At 37.8% G+C, this 24378-nt stretch carries 22 protein-coding genes; 15 read left to right on the top strand and 7 right to left on the bottom strand.

The genetic code is table 11. The annotated features are described in order from the left end of the window. Positions 1-49 precede the first annotated feature (49 nt). The 3 genes from JZO71_RS10735 to JZO71_RS10725 all read left to right on the top strand — a co-directional run bounded on the left by JZO71_RS10735 (position 50) and on the right by JZO71_RS10725 (position 2273). Complete coding sequence (locus JZO71_RS10735; RefSeq protein ID WP_206899486.1) at positions 50-1399, top strand: UDP-N-acetylmuramoyl-tripeptide--D-alanyl-D-alanine ligase; 1350 nt, start codon at positions 50-52, stop codon at positions 1397-1399. Positions 1400-1538: 139 nt separating this feature from the next. Next, positions 1539-2012, top strand: coding sequence for a DUF2975 domain-containing protein (locus JZO71_RS10730; protein WP_206899485.1), 474 nt, complete (start codon positions 1539-1541; stop codon positions 2010-2012). A 51-nt stretch (positions 2013-2063) separates the two neighbouring features. Continuing rightward, a complete protein-coding gene (locus JZO71_RS10725) occupies positions 2064-2273 on the top strand; it encodes a helix-turn-helix domain-containing protein (RefSeq protein WP_206899484.1) in 210 nt (69 codons plus the stop codon). Positions 2274-2309: 36 nt separating this feature from the next. Here JZO71_RS10725 and JZO71_RS10720 read toward each other — a convergent pair whose 3' ends face one another. After that, a complete protein-coding gene (locus tag JZO71_RS10720; protein ID WP_206899483.1) occupies positions 2310-2600 on the bottom strand; it encodes a hypothetical protein in 291 nt (96 codons plus the stop codon). A gap of 445 nt (positions 2601-3045) precedes the next feature. Between JZO71_RS10720 and cshA the strand changes: the two genes are divergently transcribed. The 4 genes from cshA to JZO71_RS10700 all read left to right on the top strand — a co-directional run bounded on the left by cshA (position 3046) and on the right by JZO71_RS10700 (position 6552). Continuing rightward, a complete protein-coding gene (cshA, locus tag JZO71_RS10715) occupies positions 3046-4560 on the top strand; it encodes a degradosome RNA helicase CshA (RefSeq protein ID WP_206899482.1) in 1515 nt (504 codons plus the stop codon). 131 nt (positions 4561-4691) lie between these two features. Beyond that, on the top strand, positions 4692-5042 hold the full coding sequence (acpS, locus tag JZO71_RS10710) for a holo-ACP synthase (RefSeq protein ID WP_206899481.1): 351 nt from the start codon (positions 4692-4694) through the stop codon (positions 5040-5042). A 15-nt stretch (positions 5043-5057) separates the two neighbouring features. Then, positions 5058-6179 carry an alanine racemase gene (gene alr / locus JZO71_RS10705; protein WP_206899480.1) on the top strand — a complete coding sequence of 374 codons (1122 nt, stop codon included), beginning with the start codon at positions 5058-5060 and terminating at the stop codon, positions 6177-6179. Between the two features lie 10 nt (positions 6180-6189). Next, positions 6190-6552: a type II toxin-antitoxin system PemK/MazF family toxin gene (locus tag JZO71_RS10700; RefSeq protein WP_206899479.1), complete on the top strand. Its 363-nt coding sequence runs from the start codon at positions 6190-6192 to the stop codon at positions 6550-6552. 301 nt (positions 6553-6853) lie between these two features. Here JZO71_RS10700 and rpsN read toward each other — a convergent pair whose 3' ends face one another. Further along, entirely contained in the window at positions 6854-7123 is a 270-nt protein-coding gene (gene rpsN / locus JZO71_RS10695) for a 30S ribosomal protein S14 (RefSeq protein WP_206899478.1), read from the bottom strand. A 184-nt stretch (positions 7124-7307) separates the two neighbouring features. Between rpsN and JZO71_RS10690 the strand changes: the two genes are divergently transcribed. From JZO71_RS10690 to JZO71_RS10675, 4 genes are all read left to right on the top strand, one after another. Continuing rightward, positions 7308-8252 (top strand): quinone oxidoreductase family protein, encoded by a 945-nt coding sequence (locus JZO71_RS10690; protein ID WP_206899477.1) that lies wholly within the window; start codon positions 7308-7310, stop codon positions 8250-8252. Positions 8253-8282: 30 nt separating this feature from the next. Next, positions 8283-8597, top strand: coding sequence for a hypothetical protein (locus tag JZO71_RS10685; protein WP_206899476.1), 315 nt, complete (start codon positions 8283-8285; stop codon positions 8595-8597). A gap of 307 nt (positions 8598-8904) precedes the next feature. Continuing rightward, the gene (locus JZO71_RS10680; protein ID WP_206899475.1) at positions 8905-11610 is read left to right on the top strand and encodes a YhgE/Pip domain-containing protein; all 2706 of its coding nucleotides are present in this window, start codon (positions 8905-8907) and stop codon (positions 11608-11610) included. A 209-nt stretch (positions 11611-11819) separates the two neighbouring features. Continuing rightward, the gene (locus JZO71_RS10675) at positions 11820-13643 is read left to right on the top strand and encodes an amino acid permease (RefSeq protein WP_206899474.1); all 1824 of its coding nucleotides are present in this window, start codon (positions 11820-11822) and stop codon (positions 13641-13643) included. Between the two features lie 97 nt (positions 13644-13740). Here JZO71_RS10675 and JZO71_RS10670 read toward each other — a convergent pair whose 3' ends face one another. The 4 genes from JZO71_RS10670 to JZO71_RS10655 are packed head-to-tail and all read right to left on the bottom strand — an operon-like array spanning position 13741 to position 17142. Continuing rightward, complete coding sequence (locus JZO71_RS10670; protein WP_206899546.1) at positions 13741-14391, bottom strand: ABC transporter permease; 651 nt, start codon at positions 14389-14391, stop codon at positions 13741-13743. A gap of 13 nt (positions 14392-14404) precedes the next feature. Further along, complete coding sequence (locus JZO71_RS10665) at positions 14405-15325, bottom strand: osmoprotectant ABC transporter substrate-binding protein (RefSeq protein ID WP_206899473.1); 921 nt, start codon at positions 15323-15325, stop codon at positions 14405-14407. Further along, positions 15322-15963 carry an ABC transporter permease gene (locus tag JZO71_RS10660; RefSeq protein ID WP_206899472.1) on the bottom strand — a complete coding sequence of 214 codons (642 nt, stop codon included), beginning with the start codon at positions 15961-15963 and terminating at the stop codon, positions 15322-15324. Before JZO71_RS10660 ends, JZO71_RS10665 begins: the two co-directional genes overlap by 4 nt. A gap of 3 nt (positions 15964-15966) precedes the next feature. Further along, positions 15967-17142 (bottom strand): betaine/proline/choline family ABC transporter ATP-binding protein, encoded by a 1176-nt coding sequence (locus JZO71_RS10655; RefSeq protein ID WP_206899471.1) that lies wholly within the window; start codon positions 17140-17142, stop codon positions 15967-15969. 213 nt (positions 17143-17355) lie between these two features. Here JZO71_RS10655 and queA point away from each other — a divergent pair, with 213 nt between their 5' ends. Further along, positions 17356-18387, top strand: coding sequence for a tRNA preQ1(34) S-adenosylmethionine ribosyltransferase-isomerase QueA (gene queA, locus JZO71_RS10650; RefSeq protein WP_206899470.1), 1032 nt, complete (start codon positions 17356-17358; stop codon positions 18385-18387). Positions 18388-19053: 666 nt separating this feature from the next. Then, positions 19054-21696, top strand: a complete 2643-nt coding sequence (locus JZO71_RS10645; protein ID WP_206899469.1) for a cation-translocating P-type ATPase — start codon at positions 19054-19056, stop codon at positions 21694-21696. A gap of 65 nt (positions 21697-21761) precedes the next feature. Here JZO71_RS10645 and JZO71_RS10640 read toward each other — a convergent pair whose 3' ends face one another. After that, entirely contained in the window at positions 21762-22472 is a 711-nt protein-coding gene (locus tag JZO71_RS10640) for a DUF975 family protein (protein ID WP_206899468.1), read from the bottom strand. 210 nt (positions 22473-22682) lie between these two features. Between JZO71_RS10640 and tgt the strand changes: the two genes are divergently transcribed. Both tgt and yajC read left to right on the top strand, forming a co-directional pair. Beyond that, entirely contained in the window at positions 22683-23828 is a 1146-nt protein-coding gene (gene tgt, locus JZO71_RS10635; protein ID WP_067483328.1) for a tRNA guanosine(34) transglycosylase Tgt, read from the top strand. 99 nt (positions 23829-23927) lie between these two features. Then, the gene (gene yajC / locus JZO71_RS10630; protein WP_206899467.1) at positions 23928-24305 is read left to right on the top strand and encodes a preprotein translocase subunit YajC; all 378 of its coding nucleotides are present in this window, start codon (positions 23928-23930) and stop codon (positions 24303-24305) included. The last annotated feature ends 73 nt before the right edge of the window (positions 24306-24378 follow it).

Here is a 24378-nt window from a genome sequence, read left to right as displayed (position 1 = left end):
AGAAAAGAAAAATTTTTTATGAAACGACCTTTTTGAGGAGAGAAAATACATGAAGGTAACGAGTCAAGAAATCGCAGAAGCTCTTTCTAGTCAGTGCGAGAAGAACGTTGAAGTCACAAATGTTGAATTTGATAGTCGTAAAGTCACAGAAGGTAGTTTGTTCGTGCCACTTTCGGGTGCACGTGATGGCCATGAATTTATTCATCAAGCCATTGAAAATGGAGCAGTAGCTACTTTTTGGAGTTGGGACATGGCTCAAGCACCTACAGAAATTGCAGTGATTCCAGTTGAAGACACATTGAAGGCAATGCAACGACTTTCAACATACTATTTAGCAAAAGTTGGCGCAGAAGTTATTGCAGTTACAGGGAGCAACGGAAAAACAACAACGAAAGATTTGACTGCTTCTGTTTTAGCACAACGATACCGGACGTATAAAACACAAGGAAACTATAATAATAACATTGGCTTACCCTACACTATTTTGCACATGCCTGAAGAAACAGAAAAATTAGTCTTAGAAATGGGTATGGATCATGCGAATGAGATTACGGAGTTATCTCAAATGGCACAGCCAAGAGTAGCTGCAATCACTATGATTGGGGAAGCCCATATTGAAAATCTTGGTTCGCGTGAAGGAATTGCAAAAGCAAAAATGGAAATCGTGGATGGCTTGGCAAGAAATGGTCTGTTCATTATTCCAGCGAATGAGCCATTATTGCAACCACTAATTAAGAATTTGTCACAGGAAGTAACAACATTTGGACTTTCGGAAGGCGACGTACAAGGAGAGGTAACAAAGGAAGAAAAAACAGCTACGACATTTAAAGTGGCGGACGAATCATTCACGATACCCTTACCAGGAAGTTATAATGTAACGAATGCGTTGATTGCTTACACGATTGGTCGTTTCTTTGATCTATCAATTGAAGAAATTCGCCAAGGTTTGGCGACAGTTGCAATCACGCAAAATCGAACGGAATGGTTAACAGCTGGAAATGGTGCATCGATTTTGAGCGACGTTTATAATGCAAATCCAACAGCAATGGGATTAGTTTTAGAAACTTTCCAAAACTTACCAACTAATGGACACCGCTTCGCAGTTCTTGCTGATATGCTGGAACTTGGTCCTGACTCGCCAACAATGCATGCCCAAATGAATGAACATATTGACCCTGATAAATTTGCAGGAATCTTTTTATATGGTAGTCAAATGAAATATTTACGCGATGCACTGCAAGCAAGTAGCGAACTACCTGTTTTTTATTTTGAAAAGGATAAGCAAGCTTTGATTCAAGAAATTGAAACACAATTGGAAGTAGAAGACAGCATTGTTTTAAAAGGAAGTAATGGAATGGGCTTGTATGAAGTGGTCGAAAGATTACAAAAGCTCAATTAAATTTATGGTCACAGCATGGGTACGAGAAATCGTACTCTTTTTTGTTTAAATTTTTATTGTTTTTCGATGCATTTATATTGTTTAACGATATATAGAACGCTATACTATTTTTATCTTAAAAATAGAGAGGTTTGTATTTATGAAGGCAAAAACAACTTTTTTAAAATTTATTTTAGCTGGCTTAGTAGCATTTATTTTGTTTCTCAGCTTTTTACTAACGATGGGACTTCTGTTTTCAATCAATGAGCGTTCAGTTTTTCCACAGCAAATACTTGCTAGCATTTCACTTTATTTGTCAGCAATTGCTTCACTTTTAATCATTTATTATATGTATCGCATGTTAGGCTTAGTCGATAGCAACACCGCATTTTCAGCGATGAGCCTGGTATATGTTCATGCAATTTTTCGTTTAGCACTTATGGAATTCATTGTACTTACGGGAACACTGCCTTTTGTTTACTTTATTGCAGATAATGATGATGCCCCAGGCATGATGGTTATTGGTTTGGGCATGTTGATCATTCCATTGGCAGTAGCTACCTTCGTTTCGATTATCGAGAAGCTTCTTAAAAATGCAATTGAGTTGAAGTTAGATAGTGAATTAACTATCTAGTAGATAGAGAGAATGTTAGATTTCTTAACTAGACTGAAGAGGTGAATAAAGATGATAAAAGTGAATCTTGATATCATGTTAGTCAAACGAAATATGAGCGTTACAGAATTGGCTGAGCAAGTAGGAATCACCCAAGCAAATATGTCCATTTTAAAAACAGGTAAAGCCAAAGCAATTCGTTTTTCAACACTTGAAAAAATTTGTCAGGTATTATCGTGCCAACCCGCTGATTTATTGGAATATGTTGATGAAGTTTCATAGAAAGATTGCTTTCCAATAAAAAGCTTCTAGAAAAGTCTAGAAGCCTGAAAGATAACCAAATTGGTTCAATAAAAAAATAATTAATGCAGCTAAATTACCTAGAAAAGATAAAATAATCAGTGCAAAAGGAATCGTCCAGATTGTGTACCAGCCACCATCGTAACTTGGGCGAGAACGCTTGCCTTTGTAACTAAGCAAAGAAATCAAAGTGAATACGAAAAGAAGCAATTGAATAAAAATTGCTAATGGTAAGGGATAAGTTTGATTGACAATAGCAAAGTAATTGAAAAATGTGCCAACGCCTGTCAGTAGTGCAAGAAGTAGCATAAATTAAATCTCCTTTCAGTTTTCATGAATTATAGCAAAAAAAGAAGGAAAGAAGTACATTTATTTTTTTTGTTAGCTAAATTAGTTTTGTAAAAAAGAATTCCCTTGATTGAAATAAAAACTGGAAACTTGCAGAAAACAAGTTACTATGGTAGAATAACCTATTGCCGAAAGATGAAGATAAATTGGACTGACTTTGAATGTAGTTGCATCCAGAGATCAGATGTCATAACAATGATAAAGCTGAACGTGACCCGTTTGGCTTTTCTAATGCCTAACTAAACTTCGCAAAGTGATTTTTCGGTGGTGTCACAGCGGCTCTGCGCGTAAATAGTTATAGTGGCCACTGTCAAAAAGAGAACGACTTCACTTTGACCGAACAAATCGACGGGGTAGCAAAAAAGAAGCTACATCCTCAGTTAACAACCATATTAGGAGGATTCATTTGAAATTTAAAGAATTAGAATTATCACCAGAATTATTGAAATCAGTTGAACGTGCTGGTTTTGAAGAAGCAACACCGATCCAATCAGAAACAATTCCTTTAGCATTAGCTGGGAAAGACGTTATTGGTCAAGCACAAACAGGTACTGGTAAAACAGCTGCCTTTGGACTACCAATGTTAGAAAAAATCGACCCTCAACGCCATGAATTACAAGGTTTAGTTATTTCACCAACACGTGAGTTAGCTATCCAAACACAAGAAGAACTTTATCGTTTAGGTCGCGATAAAAAAATTCGTGTACAAGCTGTTTACGGTGGAGCTGATATCGGCCGCCAAATCCGTGGCTTAAAAGATCGTCCACATATCGTTGTTGGAACACCAGGACGTATGTTAGATCATATTAATCGTCACACATTGAAATTAGGAACTGTTCAAACATTAGTTTTAGATGAAGCAGATGAAATGTTAAATATGGGCTTCTTGGAAGATATTGAAAAAATTATTTCAACTGTTCCAGAAGAACGCCAAACATTACTATTCTCTGCAACAATGCCACCAGCAATCAAAAATATTGGTGTCAAATTCATGAAAAATCCAACACACGTAAAAATCAAAGCAAAAGAAATGACAGCTGATTTGATTGATCAATATTATGTACGTGCAAAAGAATATGAAAAATTTGATATCATGACTCGTTTATTTGATGTTCAAAAACCTGAATTAACGATTGTATTTGGTCGTACAAAACGCCGTGTAGATGAATTAGCTCGTGGATTAGAAGCACGTGGCTATCGCGCAGAAGGAATTCACGGTGATTTATCACAACAAAAACGTATGAGCGTATTACGTTCATTCAAGAGTGGTCATTTAGATATTTTAGTGGCAACTGACGTAGCGGCTCGTGGATTAGATATCTCTGGTGTTACACATGTGTACAACTACGATATCCCTCAAGATCCAGAAAGTTATGTTCACCGTATTGGACGTACAGGGCGTGCAGGTAAAGGCGGAATGTCAGTTACTTTCGTTACACCAAACGAAATGGGTTACTTACACGTAATTGAAAACTTAACGAAAAAGCGTATGACTGCTTTGCGTCCACCAACTGAAAAAGAAGCATTTAAAGGCCAATTAGGCGCAGCTTTTGATGAAGTGGAAACAAAACTTGAAGAAAATGGCTTGGATAAATACTTACAACCAGCAGATAAGTTGTTAGAAAAATATTCAGCACAAGATTTAGCAGCATTATTATTAAAAACTGTTGCAAAAGATCCTTCAGATGCTATTCCAGTAAAAATCACACCAGAACGACCATTACCATCTCAGAAAAAAGGATTCAACAAAAATGGTAAACGTGGTGGCGGCAATAATCGTAATCGTCGAGGCGAAGGCGGAAATTACCGTGGAAATAAATCTAAAGGCGGATATAACAAAAACAGCGGAAATCATAAAGACGGCAGCCGTCGTCAAAATGATAAAAAACGTGGATTTGTCATCCGTTCAAACAACGATTAAAAAAACAAATGAAAGCTTCTCTTAATCTTAAGAGAAGCTTTCATTTTTGTTATATATAGACTTAATTGTGGCAAAATGACAGGAATTTGGTAGAATGAGATTGTTCTAAATTTGATGAAGAGAGAAGATAGATGATAAAAGGGATTGGAATCGACGCAGTTGAACTACCTAGGATTGCTAAAATTATTCAAGAAAAAACAAATTTTATTGGTCGTGTACTGACAGTCAATGAGATTGAATTGTTTCGTGCATTACCCTTTCATCGCCAAGTAGAATTTTTAGGTGGACGTTATGCATGTAAAGAAGCCTTTTCCAAAGCTTGGGGTACAGGAATCGGTAAAGTAACGTTTCAAGAAATTGAAATTTTAAAAGATGTGCTCGGTCAGCCAATTGTCACACAGTCACCGCATCAAGGAACTGTTTGGGTAAGTATTACACACACAGATGAATTGGCATTTGCACAAATTATTTTGGAAGAATAGAAAGAAGGAAAGAAAATGGTTGTCGCTTGGAATCGTCCGACAAAAGCAATTATACATACACAAGCTATTACAGAAAACGTGGCAAATGAATTGGCTAGACTTCCAAAGGGAAAAGAATTATTTGCAGTTGTAAAAGCAAATGGTTATGGACATGGTGCGATTGAAACGGCACATGCAGCGATTGCAGGAGGTGCTACAGGTTTTTGCGTAGCTAACTTAGATGAAGGACTAGAATTACGAGGAGCTGGATTCACCCAGCCAATTCTAGTCTTGAATATGATTCCTTTTTCAGCAATCGAACTAGCCATTACCAATGATTTAGCAGTAACCGTGGGTACAAAAGAATGGCTGGACGATGCAAAAGAGTATTTTTCAGAATATGCGATCGAAGGACAGTTGAAACTTCACTTAAAAGCAGATACAGGAATGGGGCGCATCGGCTTTTTAACACCGAAGGAAGTCCGAGAAGCAGCTGAATTTGTTCAGACGACACCATATTTCGAGTGGGAAGGTCTATTTACGCATTTTTCTACTGCTGACCAAGAAGATGCTACTTATTGGAATTTACAAAAAAATCGTTTTTTAGCTGTTCTTGAAGAATTACCAGAGCTACCTCGCTATGTGCATGTCAGTAACAGTGCAACAGCTTTGTGGCATGATGAGTCAATTGGGAACATGATTCGTTACGGAATTGCGATGTATGGATTGAATCCATCGGGGCATGCGTTACCAGAAGTTTATCCATTACAGCCAGCACTCGAACTTGTTTCTGAATTGATTCAAGTGAAAGAATTAGCTGCTAATGAAGGAATTGGTTATGGCGAAACCTATATCACACCAAAACCTGAATGGATTGGAACAGTACCAATTGGTTACGCAGATGGTTGGTTAAGAAAGATGCAAGGATTTTCTTTATTAGTTGATGGGAAATTTTGTGAAACAGTTGGGCGAGTTTGTATGGATCAATTGATGGTTCGCTTACCTTATAAATTACCTGTAGGAACAACTGTGACTCTGATTGGGAAAAATCAGGATCAGGTGATTGCCATGCAAGATGTAGCGGATCAATTAGAAACGATCCATTATGAAGTAGCTTGTATACTAGGAACACGGATACCAAGAGAATATCAAAAATAAGGAGGATCCTATGGTAAAAAGAGGAGATATTTACTTTGCTGATCTTTCTCCAGTTGTGGGTTCAGAACAAGGCGGAACACGTCCTGTGCTGATTATTCAAAATAATTTAGGAAACCATTTTAGTCCAACAGTAATCGTGGCAGCAATTACTGCAAAAATGGCGAAACCTAAATTGCCCACACATATAGGGATCAAAGCAACGGGAACGGGTATAGACCGAGACTCCGTCATTTTATTAGAACAAATTCGAACTATTGATAAATCAAGATTGAAAGAAAAAGTGTGTCACTTAGATCGGGAAATTATGCAAGATGTCGATCGTGCACTAAAAATCAGTGTTGGTGTGGAGGTAATTGCTCCAGTATCAAAGTAACGATGATGTGACTTGCCTGAATGAAATTTAGTCGATATGTAGCAGCTCTGACTAGCTTGATAAATTATATTTACATAGAGAAAAAGCAGTGTTCGCAAACAATTGTGAGATGAAGGCAAAAAAGGAAGACTCAAACGAAATTTCGTTTGAGTCTTCCTTTTTATCTCTTAGCGTCTTTAGTTATTTTTCCTTACAAAAGGATGCCAAAACAACTCCGTTAATTGTTTGAGTGAAAAATGCTTCTTATTTTTATTTTTATGTGATAGCAACCTTCAATTGAGTCAACGTTGAATTCTAGAAATTACCAGCTGGCTTTTTTGATACCAGGAATTAATCCTTTATGCGCTAATTCACGAAATTTCACACGAGACATTCCGAATTTACGCATGTACCCTCGGGGGCGACCATCAATTAAGTCACGGTTTTTCAAACGTTCTGGGCGCGCATCTAAAGGTAGCTTACGCAATCCTTCGTAATCATGGTTCGCTTTTAATTCTTGTCGTACTGCTGCATAACGTTCAATCGTTGCTTGTTGTTTCTTTGCTTTTGCAATTTTTGATTTTTTTGCCATTATGTTTCCTCCAATTGTTTAAAATTTATTTTTTATTTTGATATAAATCGTAATTGTTACGATTATGAGATGTCCGTTCATAATTTAGCACGTCTGACTAAAAAAGACAACTAATTTTACTCATACACTTTTTTTGTAAAAAATAGCACTTCCTCGTAAACTAATAAAGAGGAGTGTGACAACTATGAAAAGATTTGCGATAAAAGAGTATGGTTTAGCACAAGATGTATTTGAAGAAATCGATGCGAGTCCGCGAGAAGTAAAAGAGGGGCGTCTTCGAGTAGCGTTAAAAGCATTTAGCATCAACCCATATGATGTATCTCTTCGACTTGGAAATATGAAAGAGGTTCGTCCGTTAAAATTTCCTTATGTTTTAGGAAATGATGGTGCTGGAGTGATAACTGAAGTTGCCTCAGACGTGACTAATTTTGCTGTTGGTGATCGAGTAGTTGTCCACGCAGTTGGTGGAACTTATGGGGAAGAGATTGTTGTTCCTGCCAAAAAAGTGGCAAAGCTTCCTGATCAAATGGATTGGGCGCAAGCAGCAGGTATGGTAACAACAGGATTAACCGCGTATAATTTGCTGACACATTTACTTGATGTACAACCGACGGATGTTGTGATGATTGAAGGGGCTTCTGGCGGTGTTGGTTCAAGCTTGGTCCAATTATTGCATGCTAAGGGAATCAAAGTGTTAGCCAGTGCTTCAAAAAAAAACGAAGAAAAAGTGCGTGCACTTGGGGTAGCAGAATTTGCTGCTTATGATCAAGAAGATGTAGGAGAACGTTTTGCTAACCAAGCAGATATTGTTATTGATGCAACGAAAGGTAGCAAACGTGGGGTTTCGGGTATCAAGATTATGAAGTCTGGCGGTCGTTATGTCGCGTTGACACAACTACCCGATTTAGATCTACGAGAGAAAAAAAGTGGCTTTTATGAATCATTTGTTCCCAGAAAAGAATATCAAGACCAAGAAGCATTTTCATATTTATTACGAGAATATGAAAAAGGAACATTCAGTGTACCCATCAGTCAGTTATTACCAGCAACATTAGAGAATGTCATTCAAGCCCATCAGTTAATGGAAGGACATCCTCCTGCTGGGAAAATTGTGTTAACACTTGCTTAATTATGCTATACTTTCGCATGAGGTGAGAGGATGAATGAAAATTGGCAAGCAATCAAGCAACAGTTAACTGAGAAAGAATGGCTAATGGATGGTTATTATCGTTTACGTAAGCAAGGCGAATATTATGAATTTGCTTTTTTACAGCCAGGTGTCTGTGGTGATTTCTTGTATCATCCGCAAATCACTGTTCAAGAAATAGCAAACGAGCCAGTGCCAATCAAATATTTTGATAATGGCAGCTCTCCTGTCCAATCTTTCGTAAGAGATGAAAGGAATCAGCAGCAATTAAAGGAATTATTTGAGCAACTGATGCAAGCCTATCTTGAAGAAAAAAGGGGCAAATGATTTTTACTTCTGTCAGAAATTTTTAAGTGAGGACAAAACAAGAAAAAAGTTTTGTCTTCACTTTTTTATGTCTGTCAAAGAGATTTTGTTGATTAGGGCTAAAGTTTTATCATAAAATTATCATTCCACGTTATTTCATGATAAAGTGAAGGAAATAAAATTTAATAGTTTTTTAAGTTGTAAGAGATTACAGTTCGACAGTTGTCCTTATATGTCAAAATTCTCGCTTTTTTTGGTTAATGTTCATTGAAATCATAGAGAATTGCATGGTAAAGTAGTTCAGCTAGAAAAAAAGAAGGGGAAAATTATGGGATCAATCAAAAATACATTCAAACTTTACTTACTTGATTGGAAACGAATCTTTAAAAACCCGATTGCGACACTTCTGATTATCGCTATCATGATTATCCCTTCACTGTACGCATGGTTTAATATCAAAGCTTTGTGGGATCCATATGGAAATACTGGAGAGTTACCAATTGCCGTATACAGTGCGGATAAGCCAGTTGAATTTCAAGGAAAAGAAGTAGCTATTGGGAAAGAAGTAATAAAGTCACTACACAAAAATGACCAGCTGGGTTGGCAATTCGTTGACTCAAAAGCTGAATTAGAATCTGGCGTTCGTTCAGGAAAATATTATGCAGGTATTTATCTGCCAACTGATTTTTCTGAAGACTTGTTAAGTTTTACTAGTGGGGACATCAAGAAACCAAAAATAGAATACACTGTTAATGAAAAAATCAACGCGATTGCACCGAAAATCACTGATAAAGGTGCAAGTTCGATTCAGTCACAAATTACAGAAGAATTTATTAACACAGCAAGTTCGACCTTGCTAAAAGTTTTTAACGAAATTGGTTACGATATCGATTCCAACTTAGTGAGCATCAATAAGGTAAAAGATATGATTCTTTCTACTGATGAAAACTTAGATGATATTGAAGGATACACCAAAAAAGTGCTAGAACTTCAAAGTCAGCTTCCTGGCATCAAAGAAAAACTCAACAAAGCGAATGAATTTGTTGACTATCTACCAAAAGTAGACGAAATGGGTGAAAAAGTCATTGCGCTGAATGATAAAATGCCTGAACTTCAAGAACAAGCGAAAATCATTTTGGATTTACAAGAAAAAATTCCTGAAATCCAAAACGCTGGGAAGCAACTAGCGATGATTGATGAAGATTTTGCTTCAATCCAAGACACAATGAATCAAGGAATTGATGAAGCCAAACAAGGATTAGTGATTATTGGTCAAGTGCAAGATGCTTTGCCCGATATCAAAAGATTAGAATCTCAGGCAAGTAATCTTGCAGCGACAACCGAAAATGGTGCGACACAATTAAAAGAGGCTGTTCCAAGCATTGTCAGCAGTGTACAAGTTACTTTGAAATCAATTGGAGAAGTTGCCACTACGACAAATTCGATTGTTGAAACAATCGAAGGAGCGATTGCAGACAACGAACTAACTCCTGAAGAAAGAGCGAATATCAGTCAAGTCTTAACTGATTTTTCCGCTAGCTTGGGTCGTCAACAAGAAGCCATTGATCAAGTTGTCCAATTTATGACAGACTTACAAACAAGTGCTGGAAACAATGATTTAGACGGTGTTATTACTGAATTGAATCGTATCAAAGCCATGCTTGGTGATTTGAATGAACATGTAGGTAAATTAAATGATCTTGTTAAAACCGCTAGTCCAGAAAAAGTAAAAGAATTACTAGATGGCATCCAAGATATTGCTTCAAAAATCGGCGAAGCAGCAACTAATTTGAATGTTAGTGCAGTTGGCTCAACTGTTGAATCCATCTTAGATCAGTTGATTCACACGATTCAAACAGCAAATGGGGTCTTAGACAAAGCAGACCAAATCGACTTTGATTCATTATTAAGTTCGACAAAAACAACCGTTTCAAATGCAGTTGGCATCCTAGAAAAATATCAAAAAGAAATGCCCGCAATTGGTCAAGAAGTCCATGATGCGAACACAATGTTGAACGGGAACATGAACACAATCGTTGACGGTATCAATAAAGGTGCTGACTTGTATAACAACGACTTACCAGCCGTGGCTCAAAAATTAAACACAGCTGCTGATTTTATTCAAAATGATTGGCCAACTTTGAAAGGTGAACTAACGGGGACACTGACAACGGTCAATGAAAAAATGCCAGAAGTCGAGACAGCTGTCAATGCAGCCGCAGACTTGATTACAAATGATTGGCCAAGTATCAAAGCAGGAATTGAAAAAGCTGCCGATGCTATCCGTAAAGGGGAGGAAGAAGTCGATCTTGGTGAAGTCATCAAATTATTGAAATTAGATGCGACAAAAGAAAGTGATTTCTTTACAAACCCAGTTGAATTGAAAACAAATCAACTGTATCCAATTGCCAATAACGGCTCAGCAAGCACACCTTTCTACACAGCCTTATGTATTTGGGTTGGTGCAGTCTTGCTTTCAAGTGTCGCAACCACGGATTATTACCTTGAGAAGAAAGACAAAACAAAATTCACGAAGCGCGAACAATATGTGGCACGAATGTTGACATTCTTAACGATTGGTTTAGCACAAGGATTGATTGTTGCTCTTGGAAACATCTTCCTATTGGGCGTAGACGTTCATAATCCGGTGTATAGTGTGTTATTTGCGTTATTAGTGTCCTTGTCCTTCATGATGATCGTTTACGTGCTAGCGTCCTTATTCGGCAACGTAGGGAAAGGGCTGGCGATTATCATCCTTGTACTGTCAATTTCAGGTGGTGGTGGGAATTATCCAATTCAAGTTTCTGGAAAATTCTTCCAAATGATCAATCCATTCTTACCATTCACTCACGCGGTGAACTTATTGCGTGAATCAGCTGGTGGAATTTATTGGCCAACGGCAACAAATGCCATTTGGATCATGATTGGGTTATTTATCGTTTTTGGAATTGTTGGAACGGCTGTTTATCCGTTTATTGAATCTAAAATGAAAAAATTACAGGAATACTCACACGAGAGCCATATCTTCCACTGAGTATTTTAAGATGAATCAGAAATTAAACTGGGATCTCTTTTCTAAATGGGGGTCCCAGTTTTTTAGAATGAAAAATCTTTTTGCTTTTTGGAAGATTTTTTAGTTAGCTTGTTGACTTTTATATTTGATGAGCGTACTATATCATTTTGTTTACTGTAAATTTTCAAAAATGACATTTAAAAGGAAAAAAATGTAAAGGGGTTTAAGAGTTGGATTACTTAAAAAGGTTATTAGTAGGTAAACCGTTAAAGTCTGCCGAAAATGATGACCAAAAATTGAGTCGTTTTGCTGCATTAGCATTATTGTCTTCTGATGCACTGTCTTCGATTGCGTATGGGACAGAACAAATCGTTGTCGTGTTGGTGGCTTTATCTACTGCAGCAATTTGGTATTCATTACCTATTGCAGCATTTGTTATTATTTTACTCATTTCATTAACTTTATCTTATCGACAAATTATTCATGCTTACCCTCATGGTGGTGGAGCCTATGTGGTTAGTAGTGAAAACTTGGGGAAAAACGCTGGTCTGATTTCTGGTGGCTCATTGCTCATTGATTATATGCTGACTGTTGCGGTATCCGTTTCTGCTGGGGCAGAGGCGATAACCTCAGCGATACCTGCTTTATATGGGCATCAGGTAGGTATTTCTGTCGCAATCGTTTTACTATTGATGATGCTTAATTTAAGAGGATTACGTGAGTCAGCTTCGTTCTTGTTAGTTCCTGTCTACACTTTTATTATCGTGATTACCTTGCTGATCGTTGTTGGTTTATTCAACATTGTAACGGGGGCTGTACCACTAAATGCGACTGCTTTACCAGGTGCGGCAATTCCGGGTGTCTCAATTGCTTTGATTTTACGTGCATTTTCATCAGGTTCTTCTTCGCTAACTGGGGTTGAGGCAATCAGTAATGCGGTTCCTTTCTTTAAAAAACCACGGGCGAAAAACGCTGCTGGTACGTTAACGATGATGGCTGTCATCTTAGGCTTTTTCTTCGTTGGAATTACCTTCATTAACTACTGGTATGGCATTGTGCCTGAAAAAGAAGTGACTGTTTTGTCTCAAATCGGTAAAGCTGTTTTTGGACATGGTGTCTTGTATTATGTTTTACAATTTGCAACTGCTTTGATTTTAGCAGTGGCAGCGAATACTGGTTTCTCTGCGTTTCCAGTTTTAGCATTTAACTTGGCAAAAGATAAATTCATGCCACATATGTATCAAGACCGTGGTGATCGTTTAGGTTATTCAAATGGGATCATGACTTTAGCATTTGGCTCAATCATTTTATTGTTTATTTTCCAAGGATCAACGGAACGATTGATTCCACTTTACTCGATTGGTGTATTTATCCCATTTGCTCTTTCTCAAACAGGGATGGTTGTTAAATGGCGAAAAGAAGGCAAGAAGTGGTTACAAAAATCAATTGCAAACATTGTTGGAGCATTTATCTCTTACTCAATTATTATTATTTTGTTCATCTATCGTTTAGGTGACATTTGGCCATTCTTTATCATTATGCCAATTGTTTTATTTGTTTTTTACAAAATTCATGGACACTACAAAAATGTGGCAGAACAACTTCGCTTAGAAGAAGATGCTAAATTACATGATTTTGATGGAAATACAGTTTTAGTTTTAGTGGGAAATGTTACTCGGGTAAATATTGGCGCGTTGAATTACGCGCGTTCGATTGGAGACTATGTAGTAGCAATGCACGTTTCTTTAGATGAAGATGTAGCGAAGGAAAAAGAAATCGAAGCCGAATTCAAAAAACATTTTCCTGATGTGCGTTTTTCGGTTGTTCATTCGTCGTATCGTTCAATTGAAAATCCAATTATTCGCTATGTGGATCTAGTGAGCAAAAATGCAGCAAAACAAAACTATACGACAACGGTGTTGATACCTCAATTTGTACCAAACCGTCGTTGGCAAAATATTTTACACAACCAAACAAGCTTACGTTTGCGTTTGCGACTTTCTTGGCGAGAAAATATTGTCATCAGTACCTATAGTTACCATCTGAAAAAATAAGTAACTGGGTGTAAAAGTATTTTATCAATAAATAAAAAAAGGGACAAAACGAAAATTCGTTTTGTCCCTTTTTTTTTACCCATATTTAACTAGTACGTTAAGCTTTTTTTGCCGCCGGATCTAAGCGTCGTTCCACGATACCAAGTACCCAGTCAGTAATGATTGCCATCAAAGCTGTTGGTAACGCACCTGCAAGAATGATTGAGGCTCCATCTGTTGCATTGGTTCCGCGGATAATAATGTCACCGAGGCCGCCGGCACCAACGAATGCGCCAATTGCAGTAATTCCGATTGCAACAACCAAAGCATTACGAATCCCAGCCATAATGACTGAAACAGATAAAGGTAGTTCCACCATCATTAAACGTTGACGAGCAGTCATGCCCATTCCTTTACCGACATCTAAAATGTTTTTATCCACTTGGATCATGCCAGTATAAGTGTTCTTGATAATTGGTAATAAGGAGTACAAAAAGACAGTAACAATAACTACGTTAACGCCTAGTCCTAATCCAATCATCAAAATGGAGAGCATCGCTAAAGAAGGCACAGTTTGAATGATGTTTGCCAAGCGAATAACCCAATTGGCAAGTTTGCGTTTACGAGAGATTAATATCCCGATTGGAATTGCTACAACAGCGGCGAAAAAGACACCGTAAATTGAAATCAAGAAGTGGCGGATAAATTGACTAAAGACATATGCGCCATTTTCTTGAAAATAATAGACGAATTGTTGAAATACATTCATTTTATCCACGTAATCACTTCCCTTCCTCAAAATAATGATGTTCTTTCAAAAAACGTTCGGCAACGACAGAAGGTTCTACCAAATTGTTGTCTGCCTCATAATTTAATTTTTGCATTTCCTCTGTAGTGATCGTACCACCTAATTTTTGTAAAGCTTCTTCTAAATGAGGCGTGTCTTTTAAGACTTGGTTTGCGACAACTGGTGCAGCGTCATAAGGTGGAAAGAAACTTAAATCATCTTCTAACATTACTAAATCATAACTTGCAATCCGTCCATCTGTAGAATAACCCAATACGATATCCATTTTTCCCGCTTCAACAGCATCATAGACTAAACCGATCTGCATTGGCAAAATCGATTCAAATGAAAAACCATAAGTTTCTTGGAAGCCATCATAACCATCACCTTTACGGTTGATCCAAGAAGTATCGACACCAGCAACGAGTTCATTCGCTACATTTTTCAAATCACTGACTTTCTTAAGGTTGTATTTTTCAGCTGTGTCTTTGCGAACGAGAAAGACATACGTGTTTTCAAAACCGTAAGAAGGGAACCATGTTTGATTGTACCGCTTTTCAAATTCCTCTTTTACTATGGCAAATGCTTTTTTAGGATCTTTTTCAGGCGGTAATCCTAAGGTAGTTGTTAAGTCTGTTCCTGTATAACGTGCCGCGGAAATTGAAGCATCACCGTTGATCATCGCTTGATGGTTGATCGTTGTTGTTGCTAAATTATTGATGATCGTTGTGTTTTTGTCGGTATAATGTTCGACCATTCCAGCAACAATTCCTGCAAGAATTTGTGCTTCTGAAGTAATTCCACCAGTAATTGAGATGGTTTGGTCATCCGTATTGCTTGCTAAACCTGGCAAAGAACAGCTACCGAGAATGAGCGAGAGACCAAAAAGTAAAATGAATTGTTTTAATCGTTTCATTCCTCATTCTCCTTTCTAAGCGCAATCGGAGTGAGCCGTGTTTCTAACAAACCAAGTAAAAAGTCTGCAAGTAAGGCTAAAATAGTTACAGGAATCGTTCCAGCAAAAATCAAATCTGGCTGATAATTATTTAATCCACTAAAAATCAGATCACCTAAACCACCAGCACCAATGTAAGAGGCTAAAGTTGCCCAAGCAATCACATAGACTGCGGCCAAACGAATCCCTGCCATAATAGTTGGCATTGCAATAGGTAGTTCCACAGAAATAATAGATTGCAGATTCGTCATGCCCATTCCTTTGGCGACATCTCGATAGTTCCAATCTACGTTTTTCATCCCAATATAAGTGTTTCGTAAAATAGGCAATAGTGAATAAATAAAGAGGGCAATAATTGCGGGTGTTTTTCCAACGCCTAGTAAAGGTATCATCAAGGCTAACAGTGCCAAAGAAGGAACTGTTTGAAGTGCGCTACTAATACCAATCACAATCGTTGCCGCTTTTTGAAAACGAGTCAAAAGAATCCCTAGCGGAACTGCGACCAAAATACCAAGTGCTAAAGCGAAAAAAGAAATATAAAGATGTTCAGCACTTTTTGTTAAGATTTCGGCGCCATGCTGATTAAAAAACTGCTGCATGAGCTAGACCTCCTTTGTTTCTGCAGGCTTCGTCGACTCAATCGCATCTGTGATGGATTGCTCTTCTCCCCAAATAACGTCGTAAACAATATCGACAAGTGAAGCACGCGTTAAGATGCCGACTACTCGGTTTCGTTCATCAACGACAGGGACATATTTTAGTCCACGTTTTAAAATCCGTTGTAAAGTGTCACGTAAATAAGCAGATTCTTTTACGTAAAATACATTGGGATTCAAGATGTCGCCTACACTCGAAACTTTGCCGCGTTTTCGGTCAAGAGTCTCAACGTCGATGAAGCCTTTTAGTACATTTGAATTGTCTGTTACTAAAAGAGTATCCACGCGTTTTTCTCGCATGAGTTTGATTGCTTCTTGCAATGATTTTTCCGGTGTAATCGTAATGGCAGTATTCAACATTACCTCGTTAACGCGAGTCGTGTCTGGTTTTGCTTGCAGCAAACGATCCTCACCAATGAGTTCTTCTACGAACTCATTGGCTGGGTTACGTAAAATATTTTCTGGGGTGTCAAACTGGATCACTTTTCCTTCACTCATGATAGCGATACGACTTGCTAGTTTTAATGCTTCATCCATATCATGGGTAACAAAGACAATCGTTTTTCCCAAGCGTTCTTGTAAGTCTTTCACTAAATCTTGCAATGCGTCACGAGTAATTGGATCGAGTGCACCAAATGGTTCATCCATCAAAATAATATCTTGATTAGCAGCTAATGCTCGAACAACACCAATCCGTTGTTGTTGTCCACCAGATAGTTCGCTTGGATAACGGTCAAGCATTTCACGAGGCAATTCGACAAGGTCAATCATCTTTTCAGCAGTTTTATTTCGTTCTTCCTGACTGACTTTGAGTAACTTTTGAACAAGTGTGATATTTTCTCTAATGGTCATGTGTGGCATTAAACCAATATTTTGGATAACATAACCGATTTGTCGGCGTAACTCAACGGGATTGATATCTAGGATGTTTTTCCCATCTATCAAAATTTTTCCTTTAGACGGGTCAGTCATTCGATTAATCATACGCATTGTCGTTGTTTTTCCACTACCACTGGTTCCGATAAAGCAGATGAACTCTCCCTTTTCAAATGAAAGATTTACATCATCAACAGCAACTTTGTTTCCTTTATAAATTTTTGATACATGTTGAAATTCAATCAAATTTTCTCACCTCAAATTATCATTTTTTTAATCTTCACATAACTAGTATGGCTGAAAATTCGTTAACATACAAATCGAAGGGTTTGAAAGAAAAGAATTTTTTGCTCCAATATGAAATTATGTGCACGAAAAAAGTAGGGGAGAAGCTGTTCGCCAAGTTTCTGAAAAAGTGTTAGAATAGCTGAAGAGAAATGACTAGAAAGAGTGGATAAGATGTTAACAACAGAGGATTTTGATTTTGATTTACCAGAAGAACTCATTGCACAAACACCGTTAAAAGATCGTGACCAATCACGTTTGTTGGTGGTAGATCGTACAACAGGAGAGTTAGAAGATAAACATTTCCATGATATTATTGATGAATTGAACTCGGGGGATGCCTTAGTCATGAACGACACACGCGTACTACCCGCTCGTTTATATGGAGAAAAGCCAGATACTGGTGCTCATTTGGAAGTATTGGTTTTAACGAATACAGAAGGAGATACATGGGAAACATTGATCAAACCAGCCAAACGTGCCAAAGTAGGCACAACGATTTCGTTTGGTGATGGTCGACTAAAAGCTGTGGTGGAAGAAGAACTAGAACATGGCGGACGAATCATTACGTTCAAATATGATGGGATTTTTCTTGAAATCTTAGAGTCACTGGGTGAAATGCCATTGCCACCTTATATCAAGGAACGTTTGGAAGATCCAGATCGTTATCAAACGGTGTACGCCAAAGAAAATGGTTCTGCTGCAGCCCCAACAGCGGGATTACATTTTACAAAAGAATTATTGGAAGAAATCGAAGCCAAAGGAATTGAATTAGTCTACTTGACGCTTCATGTTGGCTTAGGAACGTTCCGTCCAGTTAGTGTGGATAAGATTGAAGATCATCACATGCATAGTGAATTTTATCGGTTAACAGAGGATGCTGCGAAACGTCTGAACCAAGTTCGTGAGAATGGTGGGAAAATCGTAGCAGTAGGGACCACTTCTATTCGGACGTTAGAAACAATTGGGACAAAGTTCAATGGTGAGATCAAAGCCGACAGTGGTTGGACCGAAATTTTTATTACACCAGGTTATGAGTTTAAAGTCGTCCAAGCATTCTCAACAAACTTCCATTTGCCAAAATCAACATTGGTGATGTTAGTAAGTGCGTTTGCTGGTCGTGAATTGATTCTATCTGCCTATCAACACGCGATTGACGAACGTTACCGGTTCTTTAGTTTTGGTGATGCAATGTTCGTCAAATAAATTTTCAAATAAAAACAAAAGAGTGAACGATCGAGAATCGTTCACTCTTTTTCTCTAGAAAAAAGGCCTATGGAGTTTTCGACAATATAAAAAAGCTGGACTCTCGACAAGCCCAGCCTCTGTATTTCGGAAGGAATCAAATAAGTAGAATTTTTGTTACTTTCCATGATACATGTAAAGCACTTTGTTGAATTTCTTCTTGATAAACAAAAAATCTTGTTTTCGTTACATCTTCAACACTCATTGACACATCTTTTACTAGTATTCAATTTTCAGATGTTCACTGTTTATTTTACGTATCTTTGTTACTTCTGGTTTTGGGAAACGAATCATCCAAACTCTTTATACGCATTCACTATTTTCATCAATTTGACGCTTTGTACTTCACACGTATACTTGGTGAAACCTGTACTTCTAACAACTTTGTTTGCTTACAATACTTCATCGAGAAATTCTTCAACTTATTTGATGTTATCCTCCTTCCTTACACCTATATAATAGCATATTGTGTTAGCGCTTGCAAATGAGGTGCTTATGATTTTGTGCTTTTTTTATGAACAAAATCCATAAATTGTCTGAAATAGTCTATTAAGTTGAAAAAAATAAAAAAATGATGTTATATTTAATATAGGATTATTATTTAATGAAGATTGAAGGAGGAATAGGATGGAAGAATATAAAAAAACGGTGAAAAAAGTCCAAGAAGAAACCAATGCAAACTTAGAGCGTGGATTGACTTCCCAAGAAGCAACTAAGCGAAGCAAGGAGCAGGGGCCTAACCGTTTTGATGAAGCAAAGAAAGAATCATTAGCCAGAAAATTTTTTAGAAGTTTAGCAGATTTTACAACAATTATTTTATTAGTTGCTGCTGTAATTTCTTTTTACACAGCCTTTGCAACGGAACACGGAGATTTGTTTGAAGGTCTGTTGATTATCGCTATTGTTGTCATCAACTCTGCACTTACAATTGTTCAAGAAGGAAATGCAGAAAAAGCATTAGAATCGTTACAGGATATGAATAAGCAGACGGCGCTAGTTTTACGAGATGGTAAACGTGAACAAATTGATGCCGAACAATTAGTTGTTGGAGATATCTTGATTTTAGAGTCTGGGGCAACCATTCCTGCAGATGCGCGTTTGATTCAAAGTTCACAACTTCGAGTGGAAGAATCAGCTTTGACTGGTGAGAGTGAAGCAGTTGAAAAAGATGCCACTTACGTTAGCAAAGAAGAAGTACCTTTAGGTGATCAAATCAATATGGTTTTTAAAGGATGTAGTGTAGCTGCCGGTCGTGGTCAAGCAATTGTTACGGCAATTGGGATGCAAACTGAAATGGGAAAAATCGCTGGACTATTAAGTGGCGATATGATGCAGAAAACACCTTTACAAGTTCGCTTGAATCAGTTAGGTAAACGAATTAGTTTTATTGCATTAGGAGCCGCTGCATTAGTCTTTGTTATTGGTGAACTGCAAGGGGAACCATTACTAGAGATGTTTATGACGTCTGTCTCTTTAGCAGTTGCGGCAGTGCCAGAAACATTGACAGTTATCGTGACATTGACTTTAGCATTTGGTGTTCAGAAAATGGCAAAAAAACATGCAATTATTCGTCAACTGCCTGCAGTTGAAACATTAGGAACAGCGAACGTCATTTGTTCTGATAAGACGGGAACCTTAACCCAAAATAAAATGCGCGTGCGTCGAGTTTGGAGTCGCGGCGATGAAGTTACTGACACAGAAGATGCTATGACAGATAGTGCGATGGAAGTCTTGAAAATGGCCGCTTTGTGTACAGATGTAAGTGTTGAAAAAGAAAACGATGAACTAATTATCAAAGGCAATCCAACGGAAGCCGCAATTGTGCGTGCAGTGGAAGAAAACTATCATACAAAAGCAGAGTTGGAAGAAAATTATCCTCGAATCGGAGAATTGCCGTTTGACTCAGAGCGAAAAATGATGACAACGGTACATAAGATGGGAAAAAAATATATTTCCATTACCAAAGGTGCTTTTGATGTATTAGCTCCACGCTTTCGTTATGGAGATATCGAACAAGCGACAGTTGTCAATGACCGTTTCGGAAAACGTGCGCTTCGCGTGATTGCGGTTGGCTTTGCTGTCTATGATGAAGAACCACAAGACATTCGTTCAGAAGTCTTAGAAAAAGATTTACGTTTGATCGGTTTGATTGGTATGATTGATCCGCCTCGTCCAGAAAGTAAAGGAGCAATCGCTCGTGCGAAAAAAGCTGGAATCAAAACAGTAATGATTACTGGTGACCATGTTGTGACAGCGAGTGCGATTGCAAAAGAACTTGGAATTTTGGAACATTCTTCAGAGGCTTTGACAGGCGCAGAATTACATGCGTTGACTGATGAAGAATTAGATCAACGCGTAAAAGAATTGTCTGTCTATGCACGAGTAACGCCAGAAGACAAGATTCGGATCGTCAAGTCATGGCAACGAACGGGTGCGGTTGTAGCGATGACTGGTGACGGAGTAAATGATGCGCCTGCGTTAAAAGCAAGTGATGTTGGCTGCGCCATGGGAATCACTGGGACGGATGTAGCTCAAAGTGCGTCTGATATGATTTTAACCGATGATAATTTTGCAACGATTGTCGATGCAGTTAGCCAAGGGCGTTCTGTTTACCAAAATATTCGAAAAGCAATCAACTTCCTTTTGAGTTGTAATATCTCAGAAATTTTCATTGTGTTGATTGCCATGCTTCTAGGATGGGGCGCGCCATTTACGGCAGTTCAATTATTATTTGTCAACGTAGTAGCTGATGGCCTACCAGGATTTGCGCTTGGAAGAGAGCCAGCAGAAGCAGGAATTATGGATCAAATGCCAATTCCTCGGAATGAGGGGATTTTTGCACGTGGATTGTGGCAAAAAATTGCAGTGAACGCAAGTGTATTTACGGTTGTGACACTCTTTGGATACTATTTAGGAAGTTTTGTTGATACAATCAGTCCTTGGGTTGATGCTAGTCAAGAAGTTGGTCAAACGGTTGCTTTTCTAGTGTTAGCTTACTCTTCCATTTTGCATGTCTTTAATGTGCGAAGTAGCCAATCCATATTTAAGGTCAGTCTATCTTCGAATAAATCATTATTAGAAATGGCAGTCTTGGCTGTAGTGATTACTACGGCAATGGCACTGTTTCCATTCACACAAGAACTTTTTGGGCTTGTTCATATTAGTTTGAATCATTGGTTACTGGTATTCATTTTGTCAGTCACACCAATTGCAGTGAGTGAATTGATCAAGTTCCATCAACTGCCAGATGTGGACGATGAAGAAGAATAAACAAAAAAGTGTACACAAAAAGCTGCGGTTAGTTACCGCAGCTTTTTGTGTACCTGCTGTGAAGCTTAGTAAGCAACATCTTTTGGTAATTCATTGTAGAAAGCAGCTTTTGTTGCTGTAATATATGGATTCAACCATAAGTAGCCGATTCCTGCAGTCAGCAATGCAAGAATATGCCAGCCGATAAATGATAGATCCAACCAGAACAATTTTCCTTTATAACCATCCATTAGTTTACGACTTGCTGTGATCGTATCAAGCACACGAGGTTTTTGGCCTGTCTCTTGAATCGTGTCGTAGTAGATAAAGTAGCTTTGAGAGTAAGCATAACTTTTGATAATCCCAGGGATAATAAACAACAATGTCCATAATGTAGTGAACAACCAAATTAAAATAGCTAGACCAATAATGCCACCAATAAAGAGACCTGAAAATCCACGGAATGCATCTTTAAATGGTTCAATTTGTGATTTTTGTCCACGTAGTACGTCAAGGTAAGTCCAAGAAATACCACTCATAAACAATGCAGAAATAATGCCGGAAACAACTCCGCCACCACTGCTGCCAGCGCCAGAACCGCCATTGTCATTCACCATCGTTTCCTGAATGCTTGTAACATCTGACATACTTGCAATAAACAAGATGAATGGTACAAGAATCAAAAGAATAAGTGCAATAGCAATTAATGACGGAATCAAATTCAATAATACCGCTTGCCCCCAACGACCTTTCAAACTAGCTTTTGCTTGTGATTTTAATTCAGCAGAAGATTTCATCTATTTTTCACTCCTTTTCCATAAGTTAAAATTATTATAACAAAGATTAACTTTTTTGCCTCTCTTCTTGCATTGATTATTCCAAAAATACTTCTAAAAATGAGGATTAAATAGAACAAGAGCCACAGATAAACTCTTGCAAAAAAGTGCTGAAACGATTATGATTGTGTGAGTTGTCAACGCTATTTTATAGAGAAAGTGGGGAATTGAATGTCACAACCTGCCATTCGCTATCGTTTAATTAAAAAAGAAAAACATACTGGTGCTCGTTTAGGTGAAATTATTACACCGCACGGTACTTTTCCAACGCCCATGTTCATGCCTGTCGGAACATTGGCGACAGTCAAAACTATGTCTCCTGAAGAATTAAAGGAGATGGGGGCAGGTATCATTTTAAGTAATACGTACCATCTGTGGTTGCGACCTGGAGAAGACTTGGTTGCTGAAGCTGGTGGTTTGCATAAATTTATGAATTGGGATCAACCGATTTTAACTGATTCTGGTGGTTTCCAGGTATTTTCATTAAGTGATATGCGTAATATTGAAGAAGAAGGCGTCCATTTCAAAAATCATTTGAATGGCTCTCGCATGTTTTTATCTCCTGAAAAAGCAATTGATATCCAAAATAAATTGGGCTCAGATATCATGATGAGTTTTGATGAATGCCCGCCATTTGATGAAAGCTATGATTATGTAAAAAAATCTGTAGAACGTACTTCACGTTGGGCAGAGCGCGGACTAAAAGCTCACGCAAATCCAGCAACACAAGGTCTATTTGGAATTATCCAAGGGGCAGGATTTGAAGATTTGCGTCGTCAAAGTGCAAAAGACTTAGTCAGCATGGATTTCCCAGGTTATTCAATCGGTGGTTTATCTGTTGGAGAACCAAAAGCAGACATGAACCGAGTTTTAGAATTTACGACACCATTGATTCCAGAAGATAAACCACGCTATTTAATGGGGGTTGGCGCAGCTGATTCCTTGATTGATGGAGTAATCCGTGGTGTAGATATGTTTGACTGTGTATTGCCAACCAGAATCGCACGTAATGGAACTTGTATGACATCGCAAGGTCGCTTAGTTGTCAAAAATGCAAAATATGCACATGATTTTCGTCCAATTGATGAAAAATGTGATTGTTATACATGTAAAAACTATACTCGTGCTTATATTCGTCATTTAATCAAGTGTGATGAAACATTTGGGATTCGTTTGACTTCTTATCATAATCTTTATTTCTTACTGAATTTGATGAAACAAGTTCGCCAAGCAATCATGGATGATAACTTGTTAGAATTCAGAGCAGCCTTCTTCGAGGAATACGGTTTTAACAAAGAAAATGCTAAGAGTTTCTAAATTCATGACTTTTATGTGAAATTTAGGTAAAAAGCTAGTGTAGATAGTACTTTTTATGCTAAAGTGGTTTTTGTAGATAGATTGAGTGAGGTGAAAAAAATGGGATCATTACCAATGATTGTGATGTTCGTTGCGTTGTTAGCGATGTGGTACTTTATGTCACGTACACAAAAGAAACAACAACAAGAACGTCAAAATTTGTTAGATAGTATGAAACCAGGTGATGCAGTTGTTACAATTGGCGGCTTGCATGGCGTAATTTCAGAAATCGATGAAGACAAACGGACAGTGGTTTTAGACTGCGAAGGTATCTTCTTAGAGTTTGACCGTGCGTCAATTAAAACGGTTAAACCAGGAGTGACTGTAGAAAACGATGCTACAGTGACAACTGTCGAAGAGCCAGTTGATACAAAAGAAGAAACAATCACTGAAGAAGTAACAGAAGTAGTTTCTGAAGAAAACAAAGACGAAAAATAAGTATAGGTTCTATAATTATTTTTCATCTGAAGAGGTACAGCTATTTAATTAGTTGTGCCTCTTTTTTATTTGA

It is taken from the genome of Candidatus Enterococcus courvalinii (assembly GCF_017315945.1).
GTDB lineage: Bacteria > Bacillota > Bacilli > Lactobacillales > Enterococcaceae > Enterococcus_B > Enterococcus_B courvalinii.
Note: the sequence above shows the minus strand (reverse complement) of the source record. Positions and strands in the feature narration are given on the sequence as shown.

Bases quoted from the DNA above. Each gene is read 5' to 3' on its own strand.
- JZO71_RS10660 (WP_206899472.1), bottom strand. From the start codon at position 15,963: ATGCAGCAGTTTTTTAATCAGCATGGCGCCGAAATCTTAACAAAAAGT.
- JZO71_RS10690 (WP_206899477.1), top strand. From the start codon at position 7,308: ATGAAAAGATTTGCGATAAAAGAGTATGGTTTAGCACAAGATGTATTT.
- JZO71_RS10720 (WP_206899483.1), bottom strand. From the start codon at position 2,600: ATGCTACTTCTTGCACTACTGACAGGCGTTGGCACATTTTTCAATTAC.
- JZO71_RS10725 (WP_206899484.1), top strand. From the start codon at position 2,064: ATGATAAAAGTGAATCTTGATATCATGTTAGTCAAACGAAATATGAGC.
- JZO71_RS10670 (WP_206899546.1), bottom strand. From the start codon at position 14,391: ATGAATGTATTTCAACAATTCGTCTATTATTTTCAAGAAAATGGCGCA.
- alr (WP_206899480.1), top strand. From the start codon at position 5,058: ATGGTTGTCGCTTGGAATCGTCCGACAAAAGCAATTATACATACACAA.
- JZO71_RS10700 (WP_206899479.1), top strand. From the start codon at position 6,190: ATGGTAAAAAGAGGAGATATTTACTTTGCTGATCTTTCTCCAGTTGTG.
- JZO71_RS10640 (WP_206899468.1), bottom strand. From the start codon at position 22,472: ATGAAATCTTCTGCTGAATTAAAATCACAAGCAAAAGCTAGTTTGAAA.
- yajC (WP_206899467.1), top strand. From the start codon at position 23,928: ATGGGATCATTACCAATGATTGTGATGTTCGTTGCGTTGTTAGCGATG.
- tgt (WP_067483328.1), top strand. From the start codon at position 22,683: ATGTCACAACCTGCCATTCGCTATCGTTTAATTAAAAAAGAAAAACAT.
- JZO71_RS10645 (WP_206899469.1), top strand. From the start codon at position 19,054: ATGGAAGAATATAAAAAAACGGTGAAAAAAGTCCAAGAAGAAACCAAT.
- acpS (WP_206899481.1), top strand. From the start codon at position 4,692: ATGATAAAAGGGATTGGAATCGACGCAGTTGAACTACCTAGGATTGCT.
- JZO71_RS10730 (WP_206899485.1), top strand. From the start codon at position 1,539: ATGAAGGCAAAAACAACTTTTTTAAAATTTATTTTAGCTGGCTTAGTA.
- queA (WP_206899470.1), top strand. From the start codon at position 17,356: ATGTTAACAACAGAGGATTTTGATTTTGATTTACCAGAAGAACTCATT.
- JZO71_RS10735 (WP_206899486.1), top strand. From the start codon at position 50: ATGAAGGTAACGAGTCAAGAAATCGCAGAAGCTCTTTCTAGTCAGTGC.
- rpsN (WP_206899478.1), bottom strand. From the start codon at position 7,123: ATGGCAAAAAAATCAAAAATTGCAAAAGCAAAGAAACAACAAGCAACG.
- JZO71_RS10680 (WP_206899475.1), top strand. From the start codon at position 8,905: ATGGGATCAATCAAAAATACATTCAAACTTTACTTACTTGATTGGAAA.
- JZO71_RS10665 (WP_206899473.1), bottom strand. From the start codon at position 15,325: ATGAAACGATTAAAACAATTCATTTTACTTTTTGGTCTCTCGCTCATT.
- JZO71_RS10685 (WP_206899476.1), top strand. From the start codon at position 8,283: ATGAATGAAAATTGGCAAGCAATCAAGCAACAGTTAACTGAGAAAGAA.